This is a genomic window from Nocardia sp. NBC_00881 (genome assembly GCF_045207455.1).
Taxonomy (GTDB): Bacteria; Actinomycetota; Actinomycetes; order Mycobacteriales; family Mycobacteriaceae; genus Nocardia.
Window position 1 is genome coordinate 7180674 of sequence record NZ_CP108798.1, and the last position, 24253, is coordinate 7204926.

Below are 24253 nucleotides of genomic sequence, written 5' to 3' on the forward strand. Positions count from 1 at the left end.
TGGCGTGTGACAGTTTCACAGAGTTACGGCGGCCATAGCGGCAGGGAAACGCCCGGTCCCATTCCGAACCCGGAAGCTAAGCCTGCCAGCGCCGATGGTACTGCACTCGACAGGGTGTGGGAGAGTAGGACACCGCCGGAACATCCTTTCACGAAGGCCCTCGACACCGTCGAGGGCCTTCGGCATTTCCCAAGCGAAAACCATGTTTCGCAGTGAATTCGCAGGGAAAAGTAAGTATATGTAGAGCGCGGACACGGATTATGGATAACGGCGGCAGATTGCCGTCGCCGCGTGGACAACGGAGGTGTGCATGGTCGTCGCGACGACGTCGGCCGACCTGGCGCCGATCGATTCCCGCGCACCGGCGCGACGCAGCTGGTGGAGACCGAGATTGCCCGCGACGGCCGGATATCTGTCCGGGCTGGTCCTCGTCTCGGCGATCTTCTCGGTACTGAGTGACTCTGCCCAGACGAGGATGGTGCTGCATGCCAGCACGAATCTGCACAACCTGCTGAATGGCCAGGTCGGGACGTTGCTGTCCAGTGCGTTCGTGATCGGCGACGTCGGTGCGGCCTGGATCCTGATCCCGCTGCTCGCCTGCCTGCTAGCCCTCGCCGAGCTGCGCTTCGGTGCGATGCGATTGGTGCGCGTCTTCCTGGCCGGCCACATCGGCGCTACGTTGCTCGTCGCGGCTGGCCTGTGGGTGGCAGTGGAGGCCGGGTGGATGCCCGCGAACATTCGCTGGGCGGAAGATGTCGGCGTCAGTTACGGGGCCATGGCACTGGTCGGCGCACTCGTGGCGGCCGTCCCGTACCGGTGGCGGATCGCGTGGGCCACGGCGTGGTTCATCGTCGCCGCCGAGGGTGTACTGATCGGGCAGACTTTCACCAACGTCGGTCATCTCGTGTCGTTCACGATCGGGTCAGCCGTCGGATTCTTCATGATCCGCAACAGGGCGACCACGGTGCACCGGCTCACCCGGGCCGAATCCGCGCTGTTCGCGGTGAGCGCGATCCTCGCGGCGATCCTGCTCATGGGCTGACGGCAGCCGCGGGCGGGCGCTCGCCTACAGTGCTTGGGTGCGCCTAGTGATTGCTCGCTGTCAGGTCGACTACGTAGGGCGACTCACCGCCCATCTTCCGATGGCCCGCCGGTTACTGCTGATGAAAGCGGACGGTTCGGTCCTCGTTCACTCCGACGGCGGCTCGTACAAGCCGCTGAACTGGATGAGCCCGCCATGCCGGTTGAATGAGCGCAACGGCGACGCGGAGCTGCCGGAGGGATCGAAGGCACTCTGGGTCGTCACCAACAAGACGGGAGAAGAACTCCGCATCACCATCGAGGACATCGAACACGACTCCTCGCACGAACTGGGGATCGACCCAGGCCTGGTGAAAGACGGGGTGGAGGCCCACCTTCAGGAACTCCTCGCCGAGCACGTGCAGACACTCGGCGCGGGCTACAGCCTCATCCGCCGTGAGTACATGACGGCGATCGGCCCCGTGGACCTGCTCTGCCGGGACGCAGACGGAGGCACGGTCGCCGTCGAGATCAAGCGCCGTGGCGAAATCGACGGCGTCGAACAGCTCACCCGCTACCTTGAACTGCTCAACCGTGATCCGCTGTTGGCTCCGGTCGCTGGCGTCTTCGCTGCCCAGCAGATCAAGCCGCAGGCGCGCACGCTCGCCGCGGACCGCGGCATCCGCTGCCTCACACTGGATTACGACGCTCTGCGTGGCACGGAGAGCAACGAATTCCGCCTCTTCTGAACTTCCCCCCACCCTTTCCCACCCTTTCCACCCTTGAGGGCCTCTGGGGTGCGCGGGCTGATTGCGGCAGAGTAATACGCTATTCGCATGCCCCGTCGGAAACCACGTCCGGATCGCCGTGTCGATCGCTTGCGGTCGGGTGGCGCACCGCTCGGGGACGTGTTCGGGCGTACCGAATCGGGGCCGGACGGCGACGAGACCTACGTGGTCCGCACCATCCCGGGGACCCGTGCGATCAAGGCATACCGCTGCCCCGGCTGCGATCACGAGATCGCGGCGGGCGTAGCACATATCGTCGCCTGGTCGGCTCACGGCGGCGAAGAGGACCGTCGCCACTGGCACCGCGGCTGCTGGAACGGCCGCCAGACTCGCCGTATCACCCGCCGCTGGTCGTGATCTGACAACTACTTCATGCGCGCATCGGGTAACTCGGCGGGGACCCGGCTGACCGGTCCCGTCAGCACACCGTCGGCCGCCGACCCCAAGTTCTACGCATCTGCGTCCGGCTTGAATACACGGAGAGGCAGAGGGGCCCGGAAATGAGGGAAGGCCGCCCCAACTGGGGCGGCCTTCGGTGAATTCGGTTGTCAGTCGCCGCGCGACCCGACGTCAGTTGCTGATGTCGGCGTTCTCGCGCTCTTCCGAGTCGATCTCGTCGTCCTCGCTGGCGAGCTCGGGGATCGCCTTCTGGCGCGAACCGGTGACCGACTTGGTGCCACCGCCGATCGACTTGCGCTGATCCGGAACACCATCCAGGAGTTCGCTTTCCCGGTTGACCGCGGCGAGCATCGCGGGCACCGAGTCGAGCTGACCGCGGATACCGAGCAGCTGGGCGAGGACGCGGCCACGCAGCACCCGCATCTCCTCGGCCAGTTCCTTGGCATGCGCGATCTTGCGCTCGGAGGTTTGGGTCGCGGAGGTGATGAGGCGGTTGGCCTCGTCGGTCGCGTCCTTGATCCGCTGCGCGGCCTCTGCGCGGCTGGTGGCTTCCAGCTCCTCCATGGCGCGGGTGAGCTTGGTGCGACGATCGGCCATGGTGGCCTCGAAGTCCTGCTGGGTGGCCTTGCGCTTCGCATCGGCTTCCTTGCCGATGCGGTCGGCCTCGGCCTGGGCGGCCTCGATGATCTTGGCGGACTCGGTGCGTGCGTTCGCGAGGGTCTGCTCGAATTCGATTTCGAGCGCCTCGCGCTTCTCCTTGGTCTCCGCGAGTAGCGACTCGTATTTGCCACGCATCTCGGTGGCCTGCTGCTCGGCGATCGACACCATTTCCGCTGCCTCGGCCTGCGCCAGGGCACGCACTTCGGACGCCTCGTCGGAGGCGAGCCGCAGCATGCGGGAAATACGGTCGGACATACCTTCCGCGGTGGTCGGCGGCACCGAGAGTCGGTCGACCTCCTTGCGGAGTTCGTCGATCTCGTCGCGCGCGTCTTCCAACTGGCTTGCGAGGTTACGTGCTTGTGCCGCAGCGGCATCGCGGTCTGTGGCGGTGACTCGCAATTCCGCGTCGAAGCGGTCGAAGTAGTTACGCACCTCGTCTTGCGCATAACCCTTGCGCACAACGGTGAAGGGCAGTGCAACGAAGCGATTGCGATCGGACTCGGGTGACGACATGGCACACAAACTACAGCCTTAGGACAGCCGATGGTGACTCGACTGCGAATGTCATTCCAACGAGTTTTCCCGACTTGACGTCGATACTAGTGCGTAACATTCGCGTTTGGTTCGACCAACTCGATCAGCACACCGCCAGCATCCTTCGGGTGGATGAAATTGATGCGGGAATCGGCCGTTCCATACCGCGGGGCCTCGTACAGCAAACGTAGACCCTTCTCTCGCAGGTGTGCGGAGACCGCGTCGATGTCGGTCACGCGGTAGGCCAGTTGTTGCAGGCCCGGTCCGCTGCGGTCGATGAACTTCGCGATGGTCGACTGCGCGTCGAGCGGGGCCAGCAACTGCAGGGCAGTGGCCCGGTCAGGTGCCCCGGGCAGCGAAAGCATCGCCTCGTGGACCCCCTGGGCCTCGTTGATCTCGCGGTGAGTCTCGACCATGCCGAGGTTCTCGGCGTACCAGGCCACCGCGACGTCCAGGTCGGGCACCGCGATGCCGACGTGGTCGACCGCGGTCACGTAGTCCGCGGGGATGAAAGACGAATGGTCGATAACGTTGCTCACCACTCGAACGTAGCGCGTACCTGTCCGGAGTCGTGGGGGTCGTACCCGCTACCGTTGATACGACATCTGTCGCCGCGCCGCTCCGCGAAGCTGCGGGGCAGGTCCGATCTACGAATGCGAGGCTCGTCGTGACCACTTCTGTCATCGTCTCCGGTGCGCGTACTCCGGTCGGTCGGCTGCTAGGGGGTCTGAAGGACTTCAGCGGTTCCGATCTGGGCGGCTTCGCGATCAATGCGGCGCTGGAGAAGGGCGGCGTCGCGCCAGATCAGGTCGACTACGTGATTATGGGCCAGGTGCTCACTGCGGGCGCGGGACAGATCCCGGCCCGTCAGGCCGCCGCGGCCGCGGGGATCCCGCTGGGCGTGCCCGCGCTGACGGTCAACAAGGTGTGCCTGTCGGGTATCAACGCGATCGCCCTCGCCGACCAGCTGATCCGGGCAGGCGAGTACGAGATCGTCGTTGCCGGTGGTCAGGAGTCCATGAGCAAGGCGCCGCATCTGCTCGAAAAGAGCAGAGAAGGCTTCAAATACGGCGATGTGACGTTGCGCGACCACATGGCCTATGACGGGTTGCACGACATTTTCACCGACCAGCCGATGGGCGCGCTCACCGAGCAGCGCAACGAGGCCGACCGGATCAGCCGCGAAGACCAGGACGCGTTCGCGGCGGCCTCGCACCAGCGTGCGGCGGCGGCGTGGAAGAACGGCGTCTTCGACGATGAGGTGGTCCCGGTCGCGGTGCCGCAGCGCAAAGGTGACCCGGTGCTGGTGTCGTCCGACGAGGGCATTCGCGCCGACACCACGGTCGAGTCGCTGGCCAAGCTGCGTCCCGCGTTCCGCAAGGACGGCACGATCACCGCGGGCACCGCCTCGCAGATCTCCGACGGCGCCGCCGCGGTCGTGGTGATGAGCAAGGAGAAGGCCGAATCGCTCGGTCTGAGCTGGATCGCCGAGATCGGTGCCGCGGGCGTGGTCGCGGGCCCGGATTCGACACTGCAGGATCAGCCCGCCAACGCGATCGCCAAGGCCTGCGCGCGGGAAGGTATCGCGCCCGCCGACCTGGATCTGGTGGAGATCAACGAGGCGTTCGCGGCCGTCGGTGTCGCCTCCACCCGCAAGCTGGGTATCGACCCGGCGAAAGTGAACGTCAACGGCGGTGCCATCGCCATCGGCCACCCGCTCGGCATGTCCGGCGCCCGCATTCTGCTGCACCTGGTGCTGGAACTCGAGCGCCGCGGCGGCGGCGTCGGCGCGGCCGCGCTCTGCGGCGGCGGTGGCCAAGGCGACGCGCTGATCGTCCGCTTCTGACCGCGGCAGCCGACATCCCGCGCTGAACTGGCGAACATCCGGTACCGCGTGTCCACGCACTGGTTTCTCGCGACCCCGGGCCGTGAAGAGGGATTCCTCGATCTCATGGCGCCAGTAGATCCGAGTGGCGTCGATGTGGATGCGTTGCGGTCAGAACCATCGGCAACATGACGCTCTCAGCATCACTGTCGCGTCGCCGCTGTAGGGGTTGCCAGACAAACACATGAACATCCAACGCGAAGAGCGAATGTTCGATCCGAATTTGCCTGTCGGCGCCTCCATGTTTCCCCTCCCGTTTTGTGAGAAGCGAGACCGACCATTGCCCGTTCGCGGCCCGGCTCACGTCCGAACGGGCCGACGCATCCGGCCACGAAGGGCGCCAGCCGCAGTCGCTCGGCATACGGGCCATCAAGGGCCGCGAACACGCAGCGCCGCAAGCGTCGCAAATCAGACACTGACTACGACGGCCCGTAGTGCATCCGGCAGAATGGTGGCCATGGGCAATGTCTTCGACCTCAGCACGGTCGCCAAGCGGTTTCGCTTCGTCGCGGTGCTCGAGGCGATCTCCTGGGTCTTCCTGATTGTCGGCATGGTGTTCAAGCGCCTTCCTGAACCGGTGCTGTGGCCCGTCAAGGTGTTCGGCATGACGCACGGGATCATTTTCGTGCTGTTCGTGATCACCGCGATCGTGGCTGCGCGGGAGCTGGGCTGGAACGCCAAGACCATCGTCCTCGCGCTGCTGTCCAGCATTCCGCCGTTCTGTACCGTCCTGTTCGAGGTCTGGGCGGTGCGCGCGGGGCGGCTGGGTGAGCTGAGCAACACCGTGTCCACCGACTCCGAAGCTCCCGCATCCGTTACGTCGTGACAAACTGGAAACCGTGACTCGACCAGCCGCCCGCCGTCCTTCGCCCGCTGTCGCCGCCGCCATGTCCGGTGCGGTGGATCTGTCCAGTCTGAAGCAGCCCGCCGCTGGTGCGGGTGGTGCGGCGGGCGATTACTCGGTCACCGAGGCCGATTTCGAGACGAAGGTGCTACGCCGCTCGACGCAGGTTCCGGTCGTCGTCGTGCTGTACTCGCAGCGCAGCCCGGGCAGCATCGAGTTGGTGCGGACCCTGGAGCGGCTGGTCGCCGCCGACGGCGGCACGTGGGATCTGGCCACCGTCGAGGCCGAGGCCAATATGCGGATCGCTCAGGCCCTGCGGGTGCAGGGCATCCCGACCGTGATCGCGATTGCGGGCGGCCAGCCGCTCGCGGACTTCGAGGGTGCTCAGCCGGAGCCGCAGGTGCGGCAGTGGCTGAACGCGGTCATCGACGCGGTCGCGGGCAAGCTCGAGAGCAACGGAGAACCGCAGCCCGCCGAGGACCCGCGCTTCACGGCGGCCGAAGCCGCGCTGGAGCAGGGCGACTTGGCGGGCGCCGAGGCGGCCTATGAGGCCATCCTCGCTGCCGAGCCCGCGAACGAAGAAGCCAAGGCCGCGCTGCGTCAACTGCGGTTCCTGGGTCGCGCGCAACAAATCCCGGCGTCGGCGATCGCGACCTCGGACGCCGACCCGTCGAATGTCGATGCCGCGCTCGACGCCGCCGATCTCGAACTGTTCCACCAGCGGCCCGAAGCGGCTTTCGACCGGCTGATCGCCGTCGTCAGGCGCACTGCGGGTGACGAACGGACCAAGGCGCGCACTCGCCTGCTCGAGCTGTTCGAGCTGTTCGACCAGGCCGAGCCGTTCGTTGTCGCCGCGCGCCGCAAGCTGGCTGCCGCGCTGTACTGAGTTTCGCTCCTCAGCGTCCGGAAAGTCCGACGCCGGTCGGCGTGGTCCGTGCCGCGCCGATACGCGCCGCGAGTAGACCGTGCGTGCGGGTGTTCGACCCCGTGGCTAGGCTGGGCGCAGCCAGACCGCGCTGTTCGGCGCGAGCGCGACCGTGGCCGACGCCGGACGGTCGTGCCACGGCTCCTCGGTGGCCAACACCTCGCCCAGGTTTCCGATGCCGGAGCCGCCGTAATGGACGGCGTCGGTGTTGAGGATTTCGATCCAGCGGCCCGCGTGCGGCAGGCCGACGCGGTATGCGTCGTGCACCGAGCCGGAGAAGTTGTAAACGCACGCGACCATGGAACCGTCCGAGCCATAACGCAGGAACGCCAGCACGTTGTTTGCGTGGTCGTTCGCCTCGATCCAGGCGTAACCGCCCGGTGTGGTGTCCTGGCTCCACAGGGCGGGATGGGCGCGGTAGACAGCGTTGAGGTCGCGCACCACTGACGTAACGCCCTGGTGCAGTGGGTTTTCCAGCTCGTGCCAGTCCAGTCCGCGATCGTGCGACCACTCGCGGAACTGGCCGAAGTCCTGCCCCATGAACAGCACCTGTTTGCCGGGATGGGCCCACATATAGGCCAGCAGCGCCCGCACGCCACTCGCTTTGGCGAAATCGTCGCCCGGCATCCTGGTCCAGAGCGTGCCCTTGCCGTGCACGACCTCGTCGTGGCTGATCGGCAGCACGTAGTTCTCGCTCCATGCGTACATCAGTGAGAAGGTGATCTCGTTGTGGTGCCAGGAGCGGTGGATCGGGTCGCGGCCGAGGAACCCGAGGGTGTCGTGCATCCAGCCCATGTTCCATTTCATGGTGAAGCCGAGTCCCCCGACGTCGGTGCCGCGGGTGACGCCCGGCCAGGTGGTGGACTCCTCGGCGATGGTCACGACGCCGGGATGGAGGCGGTGCACCGTGTCGTTGAGGTCCTGCAGGAAGTCGACGGCCTCCAAGTTTTCCCGGCCGCCGTGCACGTTGGGTTCCCACTCTCCTTCGGCACGTGAGTAATCCAGGTAGAGCATGGAGGCGACCGCGTCGACGCGCAGGCCGTCGATGTGGAACTCTTCGATCCAGTAACGCGCGTTGGCGACGAGAAAGTTGCGCACCTCGTGCCTGCCGAAGTCGAAAATGTAAGTGCCCCAGTCCAGTTGCTCGCCGCGGCGCGGATCGGCGTGCTCGTAGAGCGGGGTTCCGTCGAATCGGGCCAGTGCCCATTCGTCCCGCGGGAAGTGCGCGGGAACCCAGTCCAGCAGCACTCCTATGCCCGCCGCGTGCATGCGGTCGACGAAAGCGCGGAAGTCGTCCGGGGAACCGAATCGTGCTGTCGGCGCGTAGTACGAGGTGACCTGATAACCCCAAGAGCCGCCGAAGGGATGCTCGGCGATGGGGAGCAGCTCGATGTGGGTAAAGCCGGCCTCCTGCACGTATTCTGCGAGCTGGTCAGCTATTTCGCGATAGCAGAGGCCAGGACGCCATGAGCCGAGATGTACCTCGTAGACGCTCATCGGCGCGCTGGTCGGATCAGTGGACGCACGCTTGTCGAGCCAGGCATGGTCGTGCCAGACGTAGTGGCTCTCGGTGACCACCGACGCGGTCGCGGGGGGCGGTTCGGTGGCGAAGGCCAGCGGGTCGGCATGATCGACCGTCCGGCCGTCGGCGCCGTGCACGCGGTACTTGTACTTGGTGCCCGGTTCGATACCGGGGAGGAAAACCTCCCAGATCCCGGACGAACCGAGCGAACGCATCGGCGCGGTGTTGCCGCTCCAGCCGTCGAAGTCACCGATCACGGTGACGCCCCGCGCGTTCGGCGCCCACACCGCGAACGAGGTGCCCTGCACTGCACCGTCCAGCGTCGTGTACCGGTGTGGGTGCGCGCCGAGTACCTCCCACAGCCGTTCGTGGCGGCCCGCGCCGATAAGATGCAGGTCGAGTTCACCGACGGTGGGCAGGAAGCGGTAGCCGTCCGCGCCGAGGACGGTCTGGCCGCCCGGGTAGGTGCTTACGATGCGATAGTCCATGAGATCCGGGTATGGCACCACCGCGGCGAACACGCCGTGGCCCAACGGCTTCAGCGGATGATCGACGCCACCGACGCGCACGGACACCGTTTCGGCGTGCGGGCGCAGTGCCCGCACGGCCGTGCCGTCGGGATGGGGGTGGGCGCCGAGGACGGTATGCGGATCCGTGTGTGTGCCCGCCGCCAGCAGCATCAGGTCACGATTTTTCATCGCAGCGTCCTGCGGTAGGTCAGTTCGCTGCGGGCCTGCTGCGGTACCGGGGGCAGGGTGAGGATGTGTGCGACAGCGTGCGCGGGATCCAGGCGTACGTAATTGGTTTGGGCCCAGTGATATTGCTCGCCGCTGACCTCGTCGTACACCACCGGGTGGTCGTGCCATTCGCGGCCGATGGCGGGCAGGTCCAGCGATATCATGCCCCATTCGGTGCCGAACGGGTTCAGGTTCACCACCACCAGCACCGCGTCGCCACTGGCCGGGTCGATCTTGGAGTAGGCGAGCAGCGCATCGTTGTCCACATGGTGGAAGTGCAGGCAGCGCAACTGCTGCAGGGCGGGGTGCGCGCGGCGGATCTCGTTGAGCCGGGTGATCCACGGCTCCAGCGATTCTCCGTGCGCCAGCGCCTCGGCGAACGGGCGTGGGCGCAGCTCGTATTTCTCAGAGTCGAGATATTCCTCGCTGCCCGGACGCACCGCCTGGTGCTCGAACAGCTCGAAGCCGGAGTAGACGCCCCAGGTCGGTGCGAGGGTGGCGGCCAGCACCGCGCGGATGGCGAACATGCCGGGTCCGCCCTGCTGGAGGCTTTCGTGCAGGATGTCAGGGGTGTTCACGAACAAGTTCGGGCGGGCCTCGTCGGCCTTCGCGGCCAGCTCGTCGCCGAACTCGGTAAGTTCCCACTTTGCGACGCGCCAGGTGAAATATGTGTAGGACTGGCTGAATCCGCGCCGCGCCAGGCCGTACAGCCGGGCCGGGCGGGTGAACGCCTCGGACAGGAAGATCACGTCCGGGTCGGTGCGGCGCACGTTCGTGATCAGCCACTCCCAGAAGTCGGCGGGCTTGGTGTGCGGGTTGTCCACCCGGAAAATCTTGACGCCCAAGCCGACCCAGTGCCGCACCACGCGCAGGACCTCGGCATACAGGCCGTTGGGGTCGTTGTCGAAGTTGACCGGGTAGATGTCCTGGTATTTCTTCGGCGGGTTCTCGGCGTAGGCGATGGTGCCGTCCGGCAGGGTGGTGAACCATTCCGGGTGCGCCTGGACCCACGGATGGTCGGGTGCGCATTGCAGCGCGAGATCGAGCGCCACCTCGAGGCCGAGTCGTGTTGCCACGAAGACGAAGTCAGCGAAGTCGGCTTCGGTGCCGAGCTCAGGGTGTATGGCGTCGTGGCCGCCGTCCTTCGAGCCGATCGCCCACGGCGAGCCGACATCGCCGGGCTCGGCGACCAGCGCGTTGTTGCGACCCTTGCGATTCACCTCGCCGATCGGGTGGATCGGCGGCAGGTACACCACATCGAAGCCCATGGCGGCTATGCGTGGAAGCTCCTTGGCCGCGGTGGCGAAGGTGCCGTGGATCGGCTTACCGGTGGTGTCGCGGCCGCCGGTCGAGCGTGGGAAGAACTCGTACCAGGACCCGTAGAGCGCGCGCTGCCGCTCGACCTGCACGGTGTGCTGCGGTCCGCGGGTGACCAGGTCGCGCAGGGGAGTGGCCCGGAGAATATCGGCGACCTCGTCGGTGAAGGCCGGAGCCACCCGCGCGGGTAGCTGCTCGTCGCTGCGCAGAGCCGCTGCCACCGCCCGCAGCCGCTCGAACTGCTTCTTCGGCACGGCCTGTGCCGCGCGATCGAACAGTCGGGCGCCGAGTTCCAGGTCGTTGGCCAGGTCGGCTGCACTTTGCCCGACAGCCAGCTTCGCCTCCACCGCCGACCGCCAGGTGGCGACGGGGTCGCTCCAGCCTTCGACGCGGTAGGCCCACGCACCGGGCAGGTTCGGCGTGAAGGTCGCGTTGAACACGTCGGGCTCGTGATCCGGCGTCATCCGGATCCGGACCGGACGTGAGGCGCCGGGCGACCGGACCACCAGCGTGGCCGCGACGGCGTCGTGGCCCTCCCGCCACACGACCGTACGAACCGGGAACACCTCGCCGACCACGGCCTTAGCGGGCCGACCGCCTGCGATGGACGGGGCAGTGTCATCGATAGCGATGCGGCCGGTCACGGGACCAACCTACCGGCAGTCGGCCGCAAGGGCCGGATCAGTGCGTCGACCAGACCGATCCCGCTGCGAATCGATCTCATCGCGTGTGGAGCGCCCGCGGGGTCTGAACAGCACGCGCGATGTCGGACCGCTGGCGCGACCTCAGCGGGTGTCGGCGGCGAGGCCGAGACCGAGGGCGACCAGGAAGGCGCCGAGCATGCGTTCGACCCGCTGCCGAATGCCGGCCCGACGCAGCCAGGCGCCCGCGCGGTCGGCGGCAAGGACGACGCCCATACACCAGGCGGTGTCGATCACCAGTTGAATGAGCGCGAGGATCGCGACCGTCGGGAGCACCGGTCCGCTGGACGGAAGGAACTGCGGCAGGATCGTCAGCCCGAAGACGGCCGCCTTGGGGTTGGCCGCGATCGAGATCAGCGACGCACGGAAGGCGGAGCCGGGTGTCCGTCCCGAAGGCAGTATTTTCGTCATCGTGGCGCCGAATTCGTCGTCACCGCGCGCGCCCCGCCACGCCTGGACGCCGAGCCAGATCAAAACCAGCGCACCGACCACGTGCACCGCGGTATTCATAGCTCGGTTCGCGACCAGCAGCACCGATAGCCCGGCCCCGCCCGCCAGTGTCCAGCCGACCACCCCGATTTCATTGCCCGCGACTGCCGCCAGCCCCGCCGCTCGGCCGTCGCGCACAGCGCGCTGAAGGAACAGAGCGGTCGCCGGGCCGGGCAGCGCAGCGAGGATGAGACAGGCCGGCAAGAATCGCGGCAGGACGTGAACCCAGTGCGGCATCAGCCGATGCTGCCAGTTCCATTCGGGCGCGGGCCACTGATTTTTCAGCGTGGCACGCCGGGGCGACCTGATCGCGTACCTAAAGATCCCCAGGTCAGCTGGGTTAATGGACACCCAGTCGATGACATCGCGCTACTGCGGACCCGTGTAGTTTCTACCCAATGAAGGCATTGCGTCGTTTCACCGTCCGTGCCCATCTGCCCGAGCGTCTGGCGGCCCTGGGTGAGCTCGCCACGAATCTGCGCTGGTCGTGGCATCCGCCGACGCAAGACCTGTTCGCCGAGTTGGAGCCGCGACGGTGGCAGGAGATGGGCCACGATCCGGTCCGGATGCTCGGCGAGGTGCCCGCGGCCCGGCTGGACGAGCTGGCCGCCGACCCCGACTATGTCGGTCGTGTCGACGCAGGGGCCGCGGACCTGCGTGATTACCTGGCGGCGCCGGGCTGGTTCCAACTCCGCGCAGGGGAGGAGGAGGTCCGCGGAATCGCCTACTTCTCGATGGAGTTCGGTGTCACCGAGGTGTTGCCCAACTACTCGGGCGGTCTCGGTATCCTGGCCGGTGATCATCTCAAGGCCGCCTCCGATCTGGGCCTGCCATTGATCGGCGTCGGATTGCTCTATCGCTCCGGCTATTTCCGCCAGTCGCTGTCCGCGGACGGTTGGCAAACCGAGCGCTATCCAGCCCTGGACCCGCAGGGTCTTCCGCTGCGCGCGCTCACCTCGGATGGCTCGCCGGTCCTCGTTCACGTGGCCATGCCCGACAACCGTGTGCTGCGCGCCCGAGTGTGGATCGCGCAGGTCGGGCGGGTTCCGCTGTTGCTGCTCGACTCGGACATCGCCGAGAACGATGCCGAACTGCGCGCGGTCACCGACCGTCTCTACGGTGGCGATCAGGAGCATCGGATCCGGCAGGAGATCCTGGCGGGCATCGGCGGCGTCCGCGCGGTGCGCGCGTACACGTCGTCGGCCGGACTGCCCGATCCGGACGTCTTCCACATGAACGAAGGCCACGCCGGCTTCCTCGGTGTCGAGCGGATCCGTGAACTCGTCTCGGCAGGTAGGGATTTCGATTCCGCACTCGCCGCAGTACGGGCGGGTACGGTGTTCACCACCCACACCCCGGTCCCCGCGGGAATCGACCGCTTCCCGATGCCTATGGTGCGTCGCTACTTCGGCGGCGCACACGGCGAATCCGAATCCGCCATGCTGCCCGGCCTCTCCGTGGACCGGATCGCGACGCTGGGCCGCGAGGCCGACCCCTCGGTCTTCAACATGGCGCACATGGGTCTGCGCCTCGCGCAACGCGCCAACGGTGTCTCGAAGTTGCACGGTGCGGTGAGCCGGGGCATGTTCGCCTCGCTGTGGCCGGGATTCGACGCCGCCGAGGTGCCGATCGGTTCGGTCACCAACGGTGTGCACGCCACCACCTGGGCCGCGCGCGAGTGGGTGGACAAGGCGCGCGAGCACATCGGCGCCGAGCTGGTCGAGGAGGCGCGTGGTTGGGAACGCCTGCGCGATATCGACCTGGCTGAGCTGTGGTCGACGCGGAACACGTTACGCGCGACACTGGTCGACGAGGTGCGCCGCCGGGTACGCGCATCCTGGCTGGAGCGTGGTGCGGCGGAGGCCGAACTCGGCTGGGTGAACAGTGTTTTCGACCCGAACGTGCTGACCGTCGGGTTCGCGCGCCGGGTGCCGACCTACAAGCGACTCACCCTCATGCTGCGCGATCCGCAACGGCTGCGGGCGCGACTGCTGGATCCGGAGCGACCGATGCAGCTGGTCGTCGCGGGCAAGAGCCACCCCGCCGACGACGGAGGAAAGGCGCTCATCCAGCAGGTCGTCCGCTTCGCCGACGATCCCGAGGTGCGCCACCGGATCGTCTTTCTGCCCGACTACGACATGTCGATGGCCCGCTACCTGTATTGGGGCTGCGACGTCTGGCTGAACAACCCGCTGCGGCCACTGGAGGCGTGCGGTACATCCGGTATGAAGTCCGCGCTCAACGGCGGGCTCAACCTGTCTATCCGGGACGGCTGGTGGGACGAGATGTACGACGGCGAGAACGGCTGGGCTATCCCGACCGCAGACGGCGTCCGCGACGAGCACCGCCGCGACGACCTCGAGGCCGCCGCGCTCTACGACTTGTTCGAGCGCACCGTCGCCCCGCGCTTCTACGATCGCGACGCGTCCGGGATGCCGGTGCGCTGGGTCGAGATGGTCCGCCACACCTTGCAGACCTTGGGGCCCAAGGTCCTGGCCTCGCGCATGGTCCGCGATTACGCGGTGGAGTACTACGCACCTGCCGCCGCGGCCTATCAGCAGGCCACCGCCGACGATTTCGCGGTAGCCCGCGCCATCGCCGAGTACCACCGCCGGGTGGAAGCGGCGTGGCCGGCGGTCAAGGTGATCCAGGTGGATAGTGCGGGCCTGCCGGATACACCGATCATCGGAGCTCGGCTGTCGCTGACCGCGCGAATCGAGCTCGGCGGGTTGAGCGTCTCGGACGTCGTCGTGCAGGCGGTCCTCGGCCGGGTGTCCGTGGCCGACGATCTCTCGGATGTCACCACGGTCCCGATGACGCACAGTGGTTCCGACTCCGGCGTCGAGTTGTTCACCGTCGACACCCCGGTCCCGCTGTCCGGCGCGGTCGGCTACACGGTGCGTGTGCTGCCGCACAACGACCTGCTGGCCTCCGACGCCGAACTCGGGCGGGTGTCCGCGCCGCACGCCTGAGTGACCTACAGCTCGCCACGACCTCTTCCGGCAGCCGGTCGGCACCGGCGCGATTGGCTGGTGCTCTGCTCGGCGATCCGCTCCACGAACGCGATCAGCGCGCCTGTTCCACGGTGAGTTGTCCGATTCAGTGAATCGTCGACTACCGTGCCCTGGCACACCCGTATCGTCCCGAGTGGAGTCTGCCATGGTCACCGACGTTCTGAATCGGACCCGAGGGCGCCTCGACGCGTACTTCGGCATCAGTTCGAACGGCTCGACCATGAAACGAGAGGTGATGGCCGGGACGGTGACGTTCCTGGCCATGTCCTACGTCCTCGCGGTGAATCCCGCGGTGCTGGGCGACCAGGGCGCGCTGGGCGACCGGGGCATCCCCATGCAGGCGGTGTTCACTGCGACGGCCGTCGCCGCCGTGTTCGGCACGCTGGTCATGGGCATGTGGGCCAGATACCCGATCGCACTCGCGCCGGGTATGGGGCTCAACGCGTTCTTCGCGTACTCGGTAGTGCTCGGCATGGGGATTCCATGGCAGGTGGCGCTGTCGGGCACATTTCTGTCCGGGCTCATCTTCTTCGTCCTCGCAGTCACCAAGATTCGCGAACGCATCCTCAACGCCATCCCGATGCAGTTGAAGCTGGCTGTCGGCGCGGGCATCGGGTTGTTCGTCGCGTTTCTCGGCCTGAAGAACGCGGGCATCGTGGTGAACAGTGAGGCAACGCTGGTCACGCTCGGTGACTTCACCAAGGGCACGACGCTGCTCGCGCTGTTCGGGTTGCTGGTGACCGTGGTGTTTCTTGTGATCGGCTGGCATGGAGCGGTGCTGTACGGCATTGTGCTCACCGCGATCGTCGGGATCGTCAGCGGCTTGGTCGACTTGCCCGATGGCGTGGTCGCCGCGCCGGAGGGGCTCGAGCACACCTTCGGCCAGGCGATCATCCATCTCCCCGACGCGTTCACCGCTCAAATGGCCATGGTGGTGCTGACCATGCTGTTCGTCGACTTCTTCGATGCCTCGGGCACTTTGATCGGCGTGGCGAACCAGGCCGGGCTGCTGGACAAGAACGGCAAGCTGCCGCGCGCGGCGAGCGCGCTGGCGGCGGACTCGGTGGGCACTATGGCGGGCGCCGTCATCGGCACCTCGACCACCACCGCCTACGTCGAATCGACCGCGGGCGTCTCGGCGGGCGGCCGTACCGGTCTGACTGCCGTCACCACCGCGGGCTGGTTTCTGATCGCGATGTTCTGCTATCCGATCTTCGCGGTGGTCGCGGGTTCCGGCGAGGTGACCGCGCCGGCCCTGATCGTGGTCGGCATCCTCATGGCCCGAGCGTTCGGCGAGATCGACTGGAACCGGTTGGAGTATTCGGTTCCCGCGTTCATCACCATCGTGATGATGCCGCTGACGTACTCCATCGCCAACGGACTCGCCATGGGCATGCTCTTCTACCCGGTTGTCATGGTGGCAAGGGGCCGGATCAAGAACGTGCACCCGGCCATGTGGGCGCTGATGGTGGTGTTCCTCGGCTACTTCTTCTTCCTCGCGGAATAACTCTCCCGCGCGTCTCGGGCTGAACCATCCCACGGGCTGAAACGTGTGGAATATGACCGGAAGCCAGCGCCCTCGTGTGATAATCGGACCGCAGTCCGATTCATTGCCGACAAAGACCATGTCCGGAACGACATTGCAGGGATGAGAACCAGGATGACCAGGAAATCCGTACTCGAACGCACCGCGAACAACGCCGCATTGGATGGAATCTCGACCGACATCGGGCTCCTGCTCGTGCGCGTCGTCTTCGGCGGCCTGCTCGCCGCGCACGGTGCGCAGAAGCTCTTCGGATGGTTCTCTGGGCCGGGATGGCGAGCGAACGCCGACGGCTTCGAGTCGATGGGTTACAACCCGGGCAAGGTGTTCGGAACACTGGCAGGCCTGTCCGAGTTCACCGGGGGTCTCTTGCTTCTGCTCGGTCTGCTGACTCCCCTTGCCGCGGCCATCGTGCTCGGCACGATGATCAACGTGATCAACACCACCTGGGCCGGAGGGCTGCTGACCGGCAAGGGCTACGAGATGGGACTGCTGTTCGCGGTGGTCGCCGCGGCGATCGCGTTCACCGGCCCCGGCAAGTTTTCGCTGGACGCGGGGCGTCCATGGCATCGGCAGGGTTTCGTGTGGGGTGTGGGTGCGGTGATTCTCGCGGTCGTGGCCGGAGTGTTCACCCTGATCCTGAAGTGGGTGCTCTGAGTTTGTGACACGCCGAATTTGCGGCGCGGTGACCTGCGGGTTGCCGCGCCGCAGTCGTCTGGGTTCGAGGTCGTGTCACATCTCGGCCTGCCGAATCGTCGTTCTGCTGTTGTCATACGAAACAATCGAGCAAGGAGACGACGATGGCCGTCGAAATCAGCAATCCCGCCGAACTGCCCGACCCGACCGGGTTCGGCTACAGCCACGTGGCGAGGGTTCGTGGGGAGCTGGTGTTCATTGCGGGGCAGTACGACTCCGACGCCGAAGGGAACCCCACCGGCACCGACTTCGCGGTGCAGGTGGACAACGCCTTCTCCAACCTTGGGATCGCGCTGCGCTCCGTCGGTCTGGACTTCGCGGATGTCGCACAGCTGCGCACCCACATCGTTGACCACGACCTGGACAAGCTTGCGGTGCTCGGCAAGAAGATCGCCGCGCTCTGGGGTGATCGTCCGCCCGCGCAAACCTTGACCGGAGTCGCCGCGCTCGCACTGCCCGGGATGTTGTTCGAGGTCGACGCGGTAGCCGTACGGGACTGACAGCTGCGGCAAGGTTCGGGCCCCTGCACCGTGTGCGGGGCTCGGCGCGGGACCGCCAATATTTCGTGTGGGAATCGGGGGCCACGGACGTATCGGGACTCGATCCGCTTCCGTATCAAACTATGTGTGAACTGGTGTGTTGCCGCACACCGCGGCCGCTGCCAGCCGTTGCAGCGCTTTGACCACGACCTCCGGGTCTGCGGTCTCCCAGTACGGCGGCAGCGAAGCACGCAGGTAGCCGCCATAGCGGGCAGTGGCGAGGCGCGAGTCCAGGATGGCGACCACGCCACGATCGTCGACGCTGCGTAGCAAGCGGCCGGTGCCTTGGGCGAGCAGCAGTGCGGCGTGATTGGCTGCCACGGTCATGAACCCGTTTCCGCCGCGCAGTTCCACCGCCCGCTGCCGGGCCGCGAGCAGCGGGTCGTCCGGACGGGGGAATGGAATGCGGTCGAGGATGACCAGGCTCAGCGACGGACCCGGCACGTCGACGCCCTGCCACAGCGACAGCGTGCCGAACAGCGAGGTTTCCGGGTCGTCGGCGAACTTGCGGACCAGCGCTCCCGTCGCGTCGTCGCCCTGGCACAGCACGGGAGTGTCCAGTCGCCCGCGCAGCGCGTCGCTGGCGGCCCGCGCCGCGCGCATGGAGGAGAAGAGGCCGAGCGTGCGCCCGCCCGCGGCCTTGATCAACCGCTCGATCTCGTCCAGGTAGGCAGGCGCCAGTCCGTCGCGACCCGGCGCGGGCAGGTGTTTGGCGACGTACAGTATGCCGGACTTGGCGTGGTCGAAGGGCGAGCCGACATCGAGCGAGTTCCATCGGACGATGTCGGCGTCCGAGGGCGCTTCGGCGCCGTTCGCGGTTGCCGCGTCAGTGTGATTGCCCGACTGCGCGGGCAGACCCCAGGTGATGGCGAGCCCGTCGAACGATCCGCCGATCTGCAACGTGGCCGAGGTCAGCACGACCGTCGCCGTGCCGAAGAGCCTGCCGCGCAGCAGCCCGCCCACGGAGAGCGGCGCCATGCGCAGCGAGCGGCGCACGACGCCGCGCATCTCGTCGGCCGCCAGCCAGATGACATCGCGACGGGAGGCGGGGTCCGGCTCATCGAACGCGGTCAGCGCGCGGACCGCGCTGTCGTGCACCTCGTCGATCGCGGCCACCGCCAGATTCCGGGCAGCGGCGTTCTCGGGATCGCCCTGTGCTGTGGTGCCGTGGGGTGCGAGCGCGGTGCGCGCGTTCCAGGCGGCGTCGCGGATGAGGGCGAGTACCGGGGCCACGCCGTCGGGCAGTTTGTCCCAGCGGGCAGCGGGCAGGTCGTCCAAGACGTCGTGCCACGACTCGGCGGCGCCCTCCAAACGATCCAGCTCCTGTTCGTCGATGAGCTTGGCGCAGCGCCGGGCGGCCGCGCTGATCGCGGAAGGGGCGAGCTCGGCGGTTGCCACGCCGGTGACCCGGTCGACCAACTCGTGGGCCTCGTCGATGACCACCACGTCGTGCTCGGGCAGCACCTGGATGCCGCTGATCGCGTCGATCGCGAGCAGCGCATGATTGGTCACCACCACGTCGGACTGCGCCGACTCGGCCCTGGCCCGCTCGGCGAAGCAGTCCTGGCCGAAGGGACAGCGGGACTTGCCGAGGCATTCCCGCGATGACACGCTGACCTGCCGCCAGGCGCGATCGCTCACCCCCGGGGCGAGCTCGTCCCGGTCGCCGGTCTCGGTGTCGGAGGCCCATTCGTTGAGCCGCTGCACCTCGCGTCCGAGGCGGGAGATCGCGAACGCGTCGAACAGCTCCGCCTCGGCGGGCTCGTCCGGGACAGCGCTGTTGATCTTGTTCAAGCACAGATAGTTGTTACGCCCCTTGAGGATCGCGTACTTCGGGGTCCGTCCCAGCGGCTTGGTGAGTGCCTCTGCGAGCCGGGGCAGATCCCGGTCGACCAGCTGACGCTGTAGTGCGATCGTCGCCGTCGAGACCACCACGGTGCGCCCGGTGCGCACCGCGTGGCGCAGGCTCGGGACGAGATACGCAAGGGACTTGCCGGTTCCCGTCCCGGCCTGCACGGCGAGATGCTCCTTGGTGTCGATCGCGTGGTCCACCGCCGTCGCCATCGTCACCTGCCCGACACGCTCCTTGCCGCCGAGCGCCTGCACGGCGGTGGCCAAAAGGTCGGAAACGGGCGGCAGTTCGGGCACGCGAGCAGCCTACTTGGTCCGTCCGACACAGCAGGGCGGTCAGCGAGACCGGACGGTCCTATCGGTGAATGCTTCCTTCCAGGTCGACACCCGCCGTGCGCATGCGGTTCAGCGCGGCGGCGGTGGTGTCCGGCGCGACCCCGGCTGTGAGGTCGAGCAGAACACGGGTGTCGAAGCCTTCGATGCGCGCGTCGAGGGCGGTGGCGCGCACACAGTGGTCGGTGGCGATGCCGACGATGTCGACGGAATCGATGCCGTGGTTGTGCAGCCAGTCGGCGAGTTCGGTGCCGTCGTCGGCGGCGCCCTCGAACCCGGAGTAGGCCGCGGAGTACGCGCCTTTGGAAAAGATCTGGTGGATGGGCCCAGGGGTCAGTGCGGGGTGGAAATCGGCGCCGGACGTGCCGACCCGGCAGTGCGGCGGCCAGCTGTCGACGTAGTCGGGGTCGTCGGCGAAGTGTTCCCCGGGATCGATGTGGTAATCGCGTGTCGCGACGACCGCGTGGTAGTCCGTAGCCGCGAGGTGCTCGCTGATCCGCGCGGCCACCGCGGCACCGCCGGTGACGGCGAGCGAACCGCCCTCGCAGAAATCGTTCTGGACGTCGACGATGATCAGGGCTCGGGTCATGGTGACCTCCCGCGGTGTGAACTGTGTGGCCGTCTCGATTCTGCCGCTAGGTCGAACGACCGGTTCACGCGACTCGCGGTGAATTCCCTACCCGCGAACGAACGTTGTCGAGACGGCGGGCTCGCCCGCGGAGAGTTTCAGGCCCTCCCACGGCAGGCTGATCAGCCCGCGGGCGACCAGGTCGCGGCTGGCGGCCAGCGTGGGCAGGCCCTCGACCTGCTCGCCGGCGCGCACAAGCGGAACGAGTAGCTCGCGCGCCACCAGTCCGTCGACGGCGGGTGCGGGTCCGGTCGCCGGGTACACGATCTCCTCGACGATCGTCCCGGTGCGTCGGGCAAGGCGGACCGCCTTCTTCGTGCCCCCGCGGGACTCCTTGTGACTGCTGCGCTTGGCCACCGGCAACCCGTCCACCTCGACCAGCTTGTAGACCATCCCCGCCGTCGGAGCGCCGGATCCGGTGACCAGCGCAGTGCCGACCCCGTAGACGTCGACCGGTTCGGCGCGCAGCGCGGCGATGGCGTACTCGTCGAGATCACCGGAGACCACAATGCGGGTCTTGGTGGCGCCGAGCGCGTCGAGCTGGTCACGCACCTGCCTGGCCAGCACGCCGAGATCGCCGGAGTCGATCCGCACGCCGCCCAGTTCGGGGCCCGCCACCTCGATGGCGGCCGCCACGCCCTTGGTGATGTCGAAGGTGTCCACCAGCAGTGTGGTCCCGATCCCGAGCGTCTCCACCTGGCTGCGGAACGCGGCCGCCTCATGCGCGCCGTCGACGCCGCTGTGCAGCAGTGTGAAGGCGTGTGCGCTGGTGCCCGCGCCGGGAACCCCGTAGCGGCGCACCGCCTCGAGATTCGAGGTGGCGTCGAAACCGGCCAGGTACGCGGCGCGGGCGCTGGCGGGCGCGGCAAGCTCGTGGGTGCGCCGCGAGCCCATCTCGATCATCCGGCGACCGCCTGCCGCGCTCACCATGCGCGCGGCGGCGGATGCGATGGCGCTGTCGTGATTGAGGATCGACAGGATCAGCGTCTCCAGAACCACACATTCGGCGAAGCTGCCGCGCACCGAGACGATCGGGGAGCCGGGAAAGTACAACTCGCCCTCTGCGTAGCTGTCGAGATCGCCGGTGAACCGGTAGCTACGCAACCAGTCGATGGTGCGCTGGTCCGAGAACGACGCCGCGACAGCCAGCTCGGCCTCGCCGAAGCGGTAGTGCCGCAGGGCATCCAGCAGCCTGCCGATGCCCGCGACGACGCCAAAGCGGCGCCCATTCGGCAAGCGCCTGGCGAACACCTCGAAGGTGCATCGTCGATGCGCCGAGCCGTCGGCGAGCGCGGCGGCGAGCATCGTCAACTCGTACTGGTCGGTGAGCAGCGCCGTGCTGGCGACGCCGTCGCGGATATCCACCCAGTCACTGTAGACACGCCGGTTCCGCAGCTCAGGCGGGCGCCGGGCCGGTGAGCTGGGTAAGGCGGCGAATCGGGCCCACGCGGGTGTTGTTTATCGAGAGTCGAGTCGTACCCTGGACGTTATGGCCTTGTGCAACATAGTCCGAGGTGACGTCGTTATGGGCGCCGCGAACGGGACACTGTCGGCGGCACAGGCGACTCCCGAGGCGGTCGAATACACCGAGATCCTGGAGGCGGAGGACCGTCCCTGGGTGACCGTCGTCTGGGACGACCCCGTCAACCTCATGCACTACGTCACCTATATCTTCCAAAAGCTGTTCGGCTACAGCAAAGCGAAGGCGACCGAGCTGATGCTGAAGGTGCACAACGATGGTAAGGCGGTGGTCTCGTCGGGTTCGCGGGACAAGATGGAACACGATGTCCAGCGGCTACACGCCGCCGGACTCTGGGCCACAATGCAACGAGACGACTGACCACGACGACTACCCTGACGCCGTGCGTAAGTGGAGTAGGAAGAACTCGCTGAGCGGTCTCAAACTGCGTTCCGAAATGGACGCACGCGAGGCCAACGTGCTTCGCTCGTTGGTCGGCGCGGTCGCCGGATTGCTCACCGAACGCGCCGAGTCGTCCCCTGAGGACGATCTCGCCGCGTTGACCGGTCTGCGCTCAGGCAACACGGAGCCGCCGGACGACCCGCGACTGAGCAGACTCCTCCCGGACTTTCACCGCAGCGAGCCAGGGTCGCCGGATGCCGACCGCGCCGACCTCAACAGCGCGCTGCGCGGCCTGCACGAGCCGGACATCATCGACGCCAAGCTGGCGGCGGGTTCGGTCGTGCTGGACACCGTGCCGGACTCCGGCGGCAGGGTCGTGCTCACCCCCGAACAGGCCGACGCGTGGCTGACCGCGCTTACCGACGTGCGGCTCGCGCTGGGCACGGTGCTGGGCATCGACGCCGACACGCCCGACCATCTGAACCCTGATGACCCGCGCGCCCCGCACCTGGACGTGTACCACTGGCTGACCTGGATGCAGGACTCTTTGTTGGAGGCGCTGGCGCCCTGAGCGGGCCTCCGGTGCGAAGATCGATCGGAGCGATCGGCACATCCGCGCGCCGTGAGGAGTGGAGATAGTGAATGGCGAAGCGGGGCAGCGTAATTCGCTCACCGACGTCCCCGGGCTGCTGGTCGGCCATCACCACGTGCTCGACGCCGACGCCACGCTCGGCGCCGGGGCGGCGACCGGATGCACGGTCGTACGCATACCGGGCGCCGCGGTGGCGGCGGTCGACGTGCGCGGCGGTGGACCCGGCACTCGGGAGACCGACCTGCTCGATCCAGTGAACACCGTTCGGCAGGTCGACGCGATCCTGCTGACCGGCGGCAGCGCCTACGGCCTCGCCGCGGCCGACGGCGTGATGCGCTGGTTGGAGGAGAACGGCGCAGGCATCATGATGGATCCGACCGACACGAGTCGGGTGGTGCCCATCGTCCCCGGCGCGGTGATCTTCGATCTCCCCGTCGGCGCGTGGGACATCCGGCCCACCGCCGAGTTCGGTTATCGGGCGGCGGAGGCGGCGGCGACCGAATTCGCACGGGGCTCGGTCGGTGCGGGCGTCGGCGCACGTGCCGGAGCCATCAAGGGCGGGGTGGGGACCGCGAGCATCGTACTGAGCGAAGGCGCCGCGGCCGGGATCACCGTTGCCGCGCTGATCGTGGCCAATCCCGTTGGCTCGGTGTTCGATCCGCGCACCGGGCTACCCTGGGGGTGCGGCACCGACGGCCCCGACTACTTCGGATTGCGCCCGCCGACCACCGAGAAACTGGCGGCGGCCAACGCGCTTCCGGTGAAAGGCACGGTGCTCAACACCACCATCGGCGTAGTTGCCACGGACGCTCCCCTCGATCCTGCGGGGTGCCGACGGATGGCGATCACCGCGCACGACGGTCTGGCCAGGGCGATCCGCCCCGCACATTCTCCGCTCGATGGGGACACGCTTTTCGCGCTCGCCACGGGAACCGCCGATTCGGACTCGGACATTCCGCTACCGCCCGCCTTCCCTGCGGACCTGCTGGTCCTCGACGAGCTCTGCACAGCGGCGGCGGTCTGTGTCGAACGCGCCATCGTCGACGCGATTCGCTCGGCGCGCCCCGTCGCGGGCATCCCGGCCTACCACGACCTGTTCTGTGTTTGATTTGCTGTGTTTTTGGCCGCGCGGGCGCGGCGGGTTCGCGGCCCCCTTCTGGCTCGCGTCCGAGCGACCGCCGCTGGCGACTTCGTCGCGGACGCGGCGGCCGCTCGGACGCGAGCCGGGCCGCGAACGGGGAATGCTCGGTCTCGCTGCGCTCGAAAGCGGGGGTTGGACCGATGTGTTGCGTGGGTGGGAATCGCGGGAACCGTATGTAGGTACGAGGCAGACCTGTCCCGTGGGGTCTTGTTCGTGCTGCGTGTTTGGTGGGGT

General features: G+C 67.4%; 21 protein-coding genes and 1 rRNA gene. 14 read left to right on the forward strand and 8 right to left on the reverse strand.

Features of this window, described 5'->3' with window-relative positions; genetic code table 11:
• Positions 1–24 precede the first annotated feature (24 nt).
• The 4 genes from rrf (at position 25) to OH799_RS30345 (ending at position 2165) form a co-directional block, all read left to right on the forward strand.
• A 5S ribosomal RNA gene (gene rrf / locus OH799_RS30330) occupies positions 25–141 on the forward strand.
• A gap of 169 nt (positions 142–310) precedes the next feature.
• Entirely contained in the window at positions 311–1042 is a 732-nt protein-coding gene (locus OH799_RS30335; RefSeq protein WP_406271148.1) for a rhomboid-like protein, read from the forward strand.
• A gap of 37 nt (positions 1043–1079) precedes the next feature.
• Positions 1080–1769: an endonuclease NucS gene (gene nucS, locus OH799_RS30340; protein ID WP_406271151.1), complete on the forward strand. Its 690-nt coding sequence runs from the start codon at positions 1080–1082 to the stop codon at positions 1767–1769.
• Between the two features lie 87 nt (positions 1770–1856).
• A complete protein-coding gene (locus OH799_RS30345; protein ID WP_406271154.1) occupies positions 1857–2165 on the forward strand; it encodes an ATP/GTP-binding protein in 309 nt (102 codons plus the stop codon).
• A 213-nt stretch (positions 2166–2378) separates the two neighbouring features.
• Here OH799_RS30345 and OH799_RS30350 read toward each other — a convergent pair whose 3' ends face one another.
• Complete coding sequence (locus OH799_RS30350; protein ID WP_406271157.1) at positions 2379–3380, reverse strand: hypothetical protein; 1002 nt, start codon at positions 3378–3380, stop codon at positions 2379–2381.
• Between the two features lie 86 nt (positions 3381–3466).
• Positions 3467–3940, reverse strand: a complete 474-nt coding sequence (gene mce / locus OH799_RS30355; protein ID WP_406271160.1) for a methylmalonyl-CoA epimerase — start codon at positions 3938–3940, stop codon at positions 3467–3469.
• Positions 3941–4068: 128 nt separating this feature from the next.
• Between mce and OH799_RS30360 the strand changes: the two genes are divergently transcribed.
• From OH799_RS30360 to OH799_RS30370, 3 genes are all read left to right on the forward strand, one after another.
• Positions 4069–5247 (forward strand): acetyl-CoA C-acetyltransferase, encoded by a 1179-nt coding sequence (locus OH799_RS30360; RefSeq protein ID WP_406271163.1) that lies wholly within the window; start codon positions 4069–4071, stop codon positions 5245–5247.
• Between the two features lie 487 nt (positions 5248–5734).
• On the forward strand, positions 5735–6112 hold the full coding sequence (locus OH799_RS30365) for a DUF3817 domain-containing protein (protein WP_406271166.1): 378 nt from the start codon (positions 5735–5737) through the stop codon (positions 6110–6112).
• A gap of 61 nt (positions 6113–6173) precedes the next feature.
• The gene (locus OH799_RS30370) at positions 6174–7016 is read left to right on the forward strand and encodes a tetratricopeptide repeat protein (RefSeq protein ID WP_406282738.1); all 843 of its coding nucleotides are present in this window, start codon (positions 6174–6176) and stop codon (positions 7014–7016) included.
• 105 nt (positions 7017–7121) lie between these two features.
• Here OH799_RS30370 and glgB read toward each other — a convergent pair whose 3' ends face one another.
• The 3 genes from glgB to OH799_RS30385 all read right to left on the reverse strand — a co-directional run bounded on the left by glgB (position 7122) and on the right by OH799_RS30385 (position 12058).
• The gene (glgB, locus tag OH799_RS30375; RefSeq protein WP_406271169.1) at positions 7122–9275 is read right to left on the reverse strand and encodes a 1,4-alpha-glucan branching protein GlgB; all 2154 of its coding nucleotides are present in this window, start codon (positions 9273–9275) and stop codon (positions 7122–7124) included.
• Positions 9272–11275, reverse strand: coding sequence for a maltotransferase domain-containing protein (locus tag OH799_RS30380; RefSeq protein WP_406271172.1), 2004 nt, complete (start codon positions 11273–11275; stop codon positions 9272–9274). The genes glgB and OH799_RS30380 overlap by 4 nt, the downstream gene beginning before the upstream one ends.
• 141 nt (positions 11276–11416) lie before the next feature.
• Entirely contained in the window at positions 11417–12058 is a 642-nt protein-coding gene (locus tag OH799_RS30385; RefSeq protein ID WP_406271175.1) for a LysE family translocator, read from the reverse strand.
• A 161-nt stretch (positions 12059–12219) separates the two neighbouring features.
• Between OH799_RS30385 and glgP the strand changes: the two genes are divergently transcribed.
• The 4 genes from glgP to OH799_RS30405 all read left to right on the forward strand — a co-directional run bounded on the left by glgP (position 12220) and on the right by OH799_RS30405 (position 17574).
• Positions 12220–14793 carry an alpha-glucan family phosphorylase gene (gene glgP, locus OH799_RS30390; protein WP_406271178.1) on the forward strand — a complete coding sequence of 858 codons (2574 nt, stop codon included), beginning with the start codon at positions 12220–12222 and terminating at the stop codon, positions 14791–14793.
• Positions 14794–14980: 187 nt separating this feature from the next.
• Entirely contained in the window at positions 14981–16342 is a 1362-nt protein-coding gene (locus OH799_RS30395; protein ID WP_406271181.1) for an NCS2 family permease, read from the forward strand.
• 153 nt (positions 16343–16495) lie between these two features.
• Positions 16496–17035, forward strand: coding sequence for a DoxX family protein (locus OH799_RS30400; RefSeq protein ID WP_406271184.1), 540 nt, complete (start codon positions 16496–16498; stop codon positions 17033–17035).
• A 143-nt stretch (positions 17036–17178) separates the two neighbouring features.
• Positions 17179–17574 carry a RidA family protein gene (locus OH799_RS30405; protein ID WP_406271187.1) on the forward strand — a complete coding sequence of 132 codons (396 nt, stop codon included), beginning with the start codon at positions 17179–17181 and terminating at the stop codon, positions 17572–17574.
• Positions 17575–17694: 120 nt separating this feature from the next.
• Here the strand turns inward: OH799_RS30405 and OH799_RS30410 are convergent, their stop codons facing one another.
• The 3 genes from OH799_RS30410 to OH799_RS30420 all read right to left on the reverse strand — a co-directional run bounded on the left by OH799_RS30410 (position 17695) and on the right by OH799_RS30420 (position 21790).
• Positions 17695–19761, reverse strand: coding sequence for an ATP-dependent DNA helicase (locus OH799_RS30410; RefSeq protein WP_406271190.1), 2067 nt, complete (start codon positions 19759–19761; stop codon positions 17695–17697).
• A gap of 58 nt (positions 19762–19819) precedes the next feature.
• Complete coding sequence (locus OH799_RS30415) at positions 19820–20386, reverse strand: isochorismatase family protein (protein WP_406271192.1); 567 nt, start codon at positions 20384–20386, stop codon at positions 19820–19822.
• An 87-nt stretch (positions 20387–20473) separates the two neighbouring features.
• Entirely contained in the window at positions 20474–21790 is a 1317-nt protein-coding gene (locus OH799_RS30420; protein WP_406271195.1) for a nicotinate phosphoribosyltransferase, read from the reverse strand.
• A 160-nt stretch (positions 21791–21950) separates the two neighbouring features.
• On the opposite strand from OH799_RS30420, the gene clpS reads away from it, so the two are divergent.
• From clpS to OH799_RS30435, 3 genes are all read left to right on the forward strand, one after another.
• Positions 21951–22265 carry an ATP-dependent Clp protease adapter ClpS gene (gene clpS / locus OH799_RS30425; RefSeq protein ID WP_406271198.1) on the forward strand — a complete coding sequence of 105 codons (315 nt, stop codon included), beginning with the start codon at positions 21951–21953 and terminating at the stop codon, positions 22263–22265.
• 22 nt (positions 22266–22287) lie between these two features.
• Positions 22288–22857 carry a DUF2017 domain-containing protein gene (locus OH799_RS30430; protein ID WP_357267647.1) on the forward strand — a complete coding sequence of 190 codons (570 nt, stop codon included), beginning with the start codon at positions 22288–22290 and terminating at the stop codon, positions 22855–22857.
• A gap of 67 nt (positions 22858–22924) precedes the next feature.
• On the forward strand, positions 22925–23986 hold the full coding sequence (locus tag OH799_RS30435; protein ID WP_406271202.1) for a P1 family peptidase: 1062 nt from the start codon (positions 22925–22927) through the stop codon (positions 23984–23986).
• Positions 23987–24253: the final 267 nt, after the last annotated feature.

Excerpts from the sequence above, each read along its gene's own strand:
- OH799_RS30335 (WP_406271148.1), top strand. The coding sequence starts at position 311 with ATGGTCGTCGCGACGACGTCGGCCGACCTGGCGCCGATCGATTCCCGC.
- OH799_RS30345 (WP_406271154.1), top strand. The coding sequence starts at position 1,857 with ATGCCCCGTCGGAAACCACGTCCGGATCGCCGTGTCGATCGCTTGCGG.
- OH799_RS30350 (WP_406271157.1), bottom strand. The coding sequence starts at position 3,380 with ATGTCGTCACCCGAGTCCGATCGCAATCGCTTCGTTGCACTGCCCTTC.
- OH799_RS30365 (WP_406271166.1), top strand. The coding sequence starts at position 5,735 with ATGGTGGCCATGGGCAATGTCTTCGACCTCAGCACGGTCGCCAAGCGG.
- OH799_RS30370 (WP_406282738.1), top strand. The coding sequence starts at position 6,174 with ATGTCCGGTGCGGTGGATCTGTCCAGTCTGAAGCAGCCCGCCGCTGGT.
- glgB (WP_406271169.1), bottom strand. The coding sequence starts at position 9,275 with ATGAAAAATCGTGACCTGATGCTGCTGGCGGCGGGCACACACACGGAT.
- OH799_RS30385 (WP_406271175.1), bottom strand. The coding sequence starts at position 12,058 with ATGCCGCACTGGGTTCACGTCCTGCCGCGATTCTTGCCGGCCTGTCTC.
- glgP (WP_406271178.1), top strand. The coding sequence starts at position 12,220 with ATGAAGGCATTGCGTCGTTTCACCGTCCGTGCCCATCTGCCCGAGCGT.
- OH799_RS30395 (WP_406271181.1), top strand. The coding sequence starts at position 14,981 with ATGGTCACCGACGTTCTGAATCGGACCCGAGGGCGCCTCGACGCGTAC.
- OH799_RS30400 (WP_406271184.1), top strand. The coding sequence starts at position 16,496 with ATGACCAGGAAATCCGTACTCGAACGCACCGCGAACAACGCCGCATTG.
- OH799_RS30405 (WP_406271187.1), top strand. The coding sequence starts at position 17,179 with ATGGCCGTCGAAATCAGCAATCCCGCCGAACTGCCCGACCCGACCGGG.
- OH799_RS30415 (WP_406271192.1), bottom strand. The coding sequence starts at position 20,386 with ATGACCCGAGCCCTGATCATCGTCGACGTCCAGAACGATTTCTGCGAG.
- clpS (WP_406271198.1), top strand. The coding sequence starts at position 21,951 with ATGGGCGCCGCGAACGGGACACTGTCGGCGGCACAGGCGACTCCCGAG.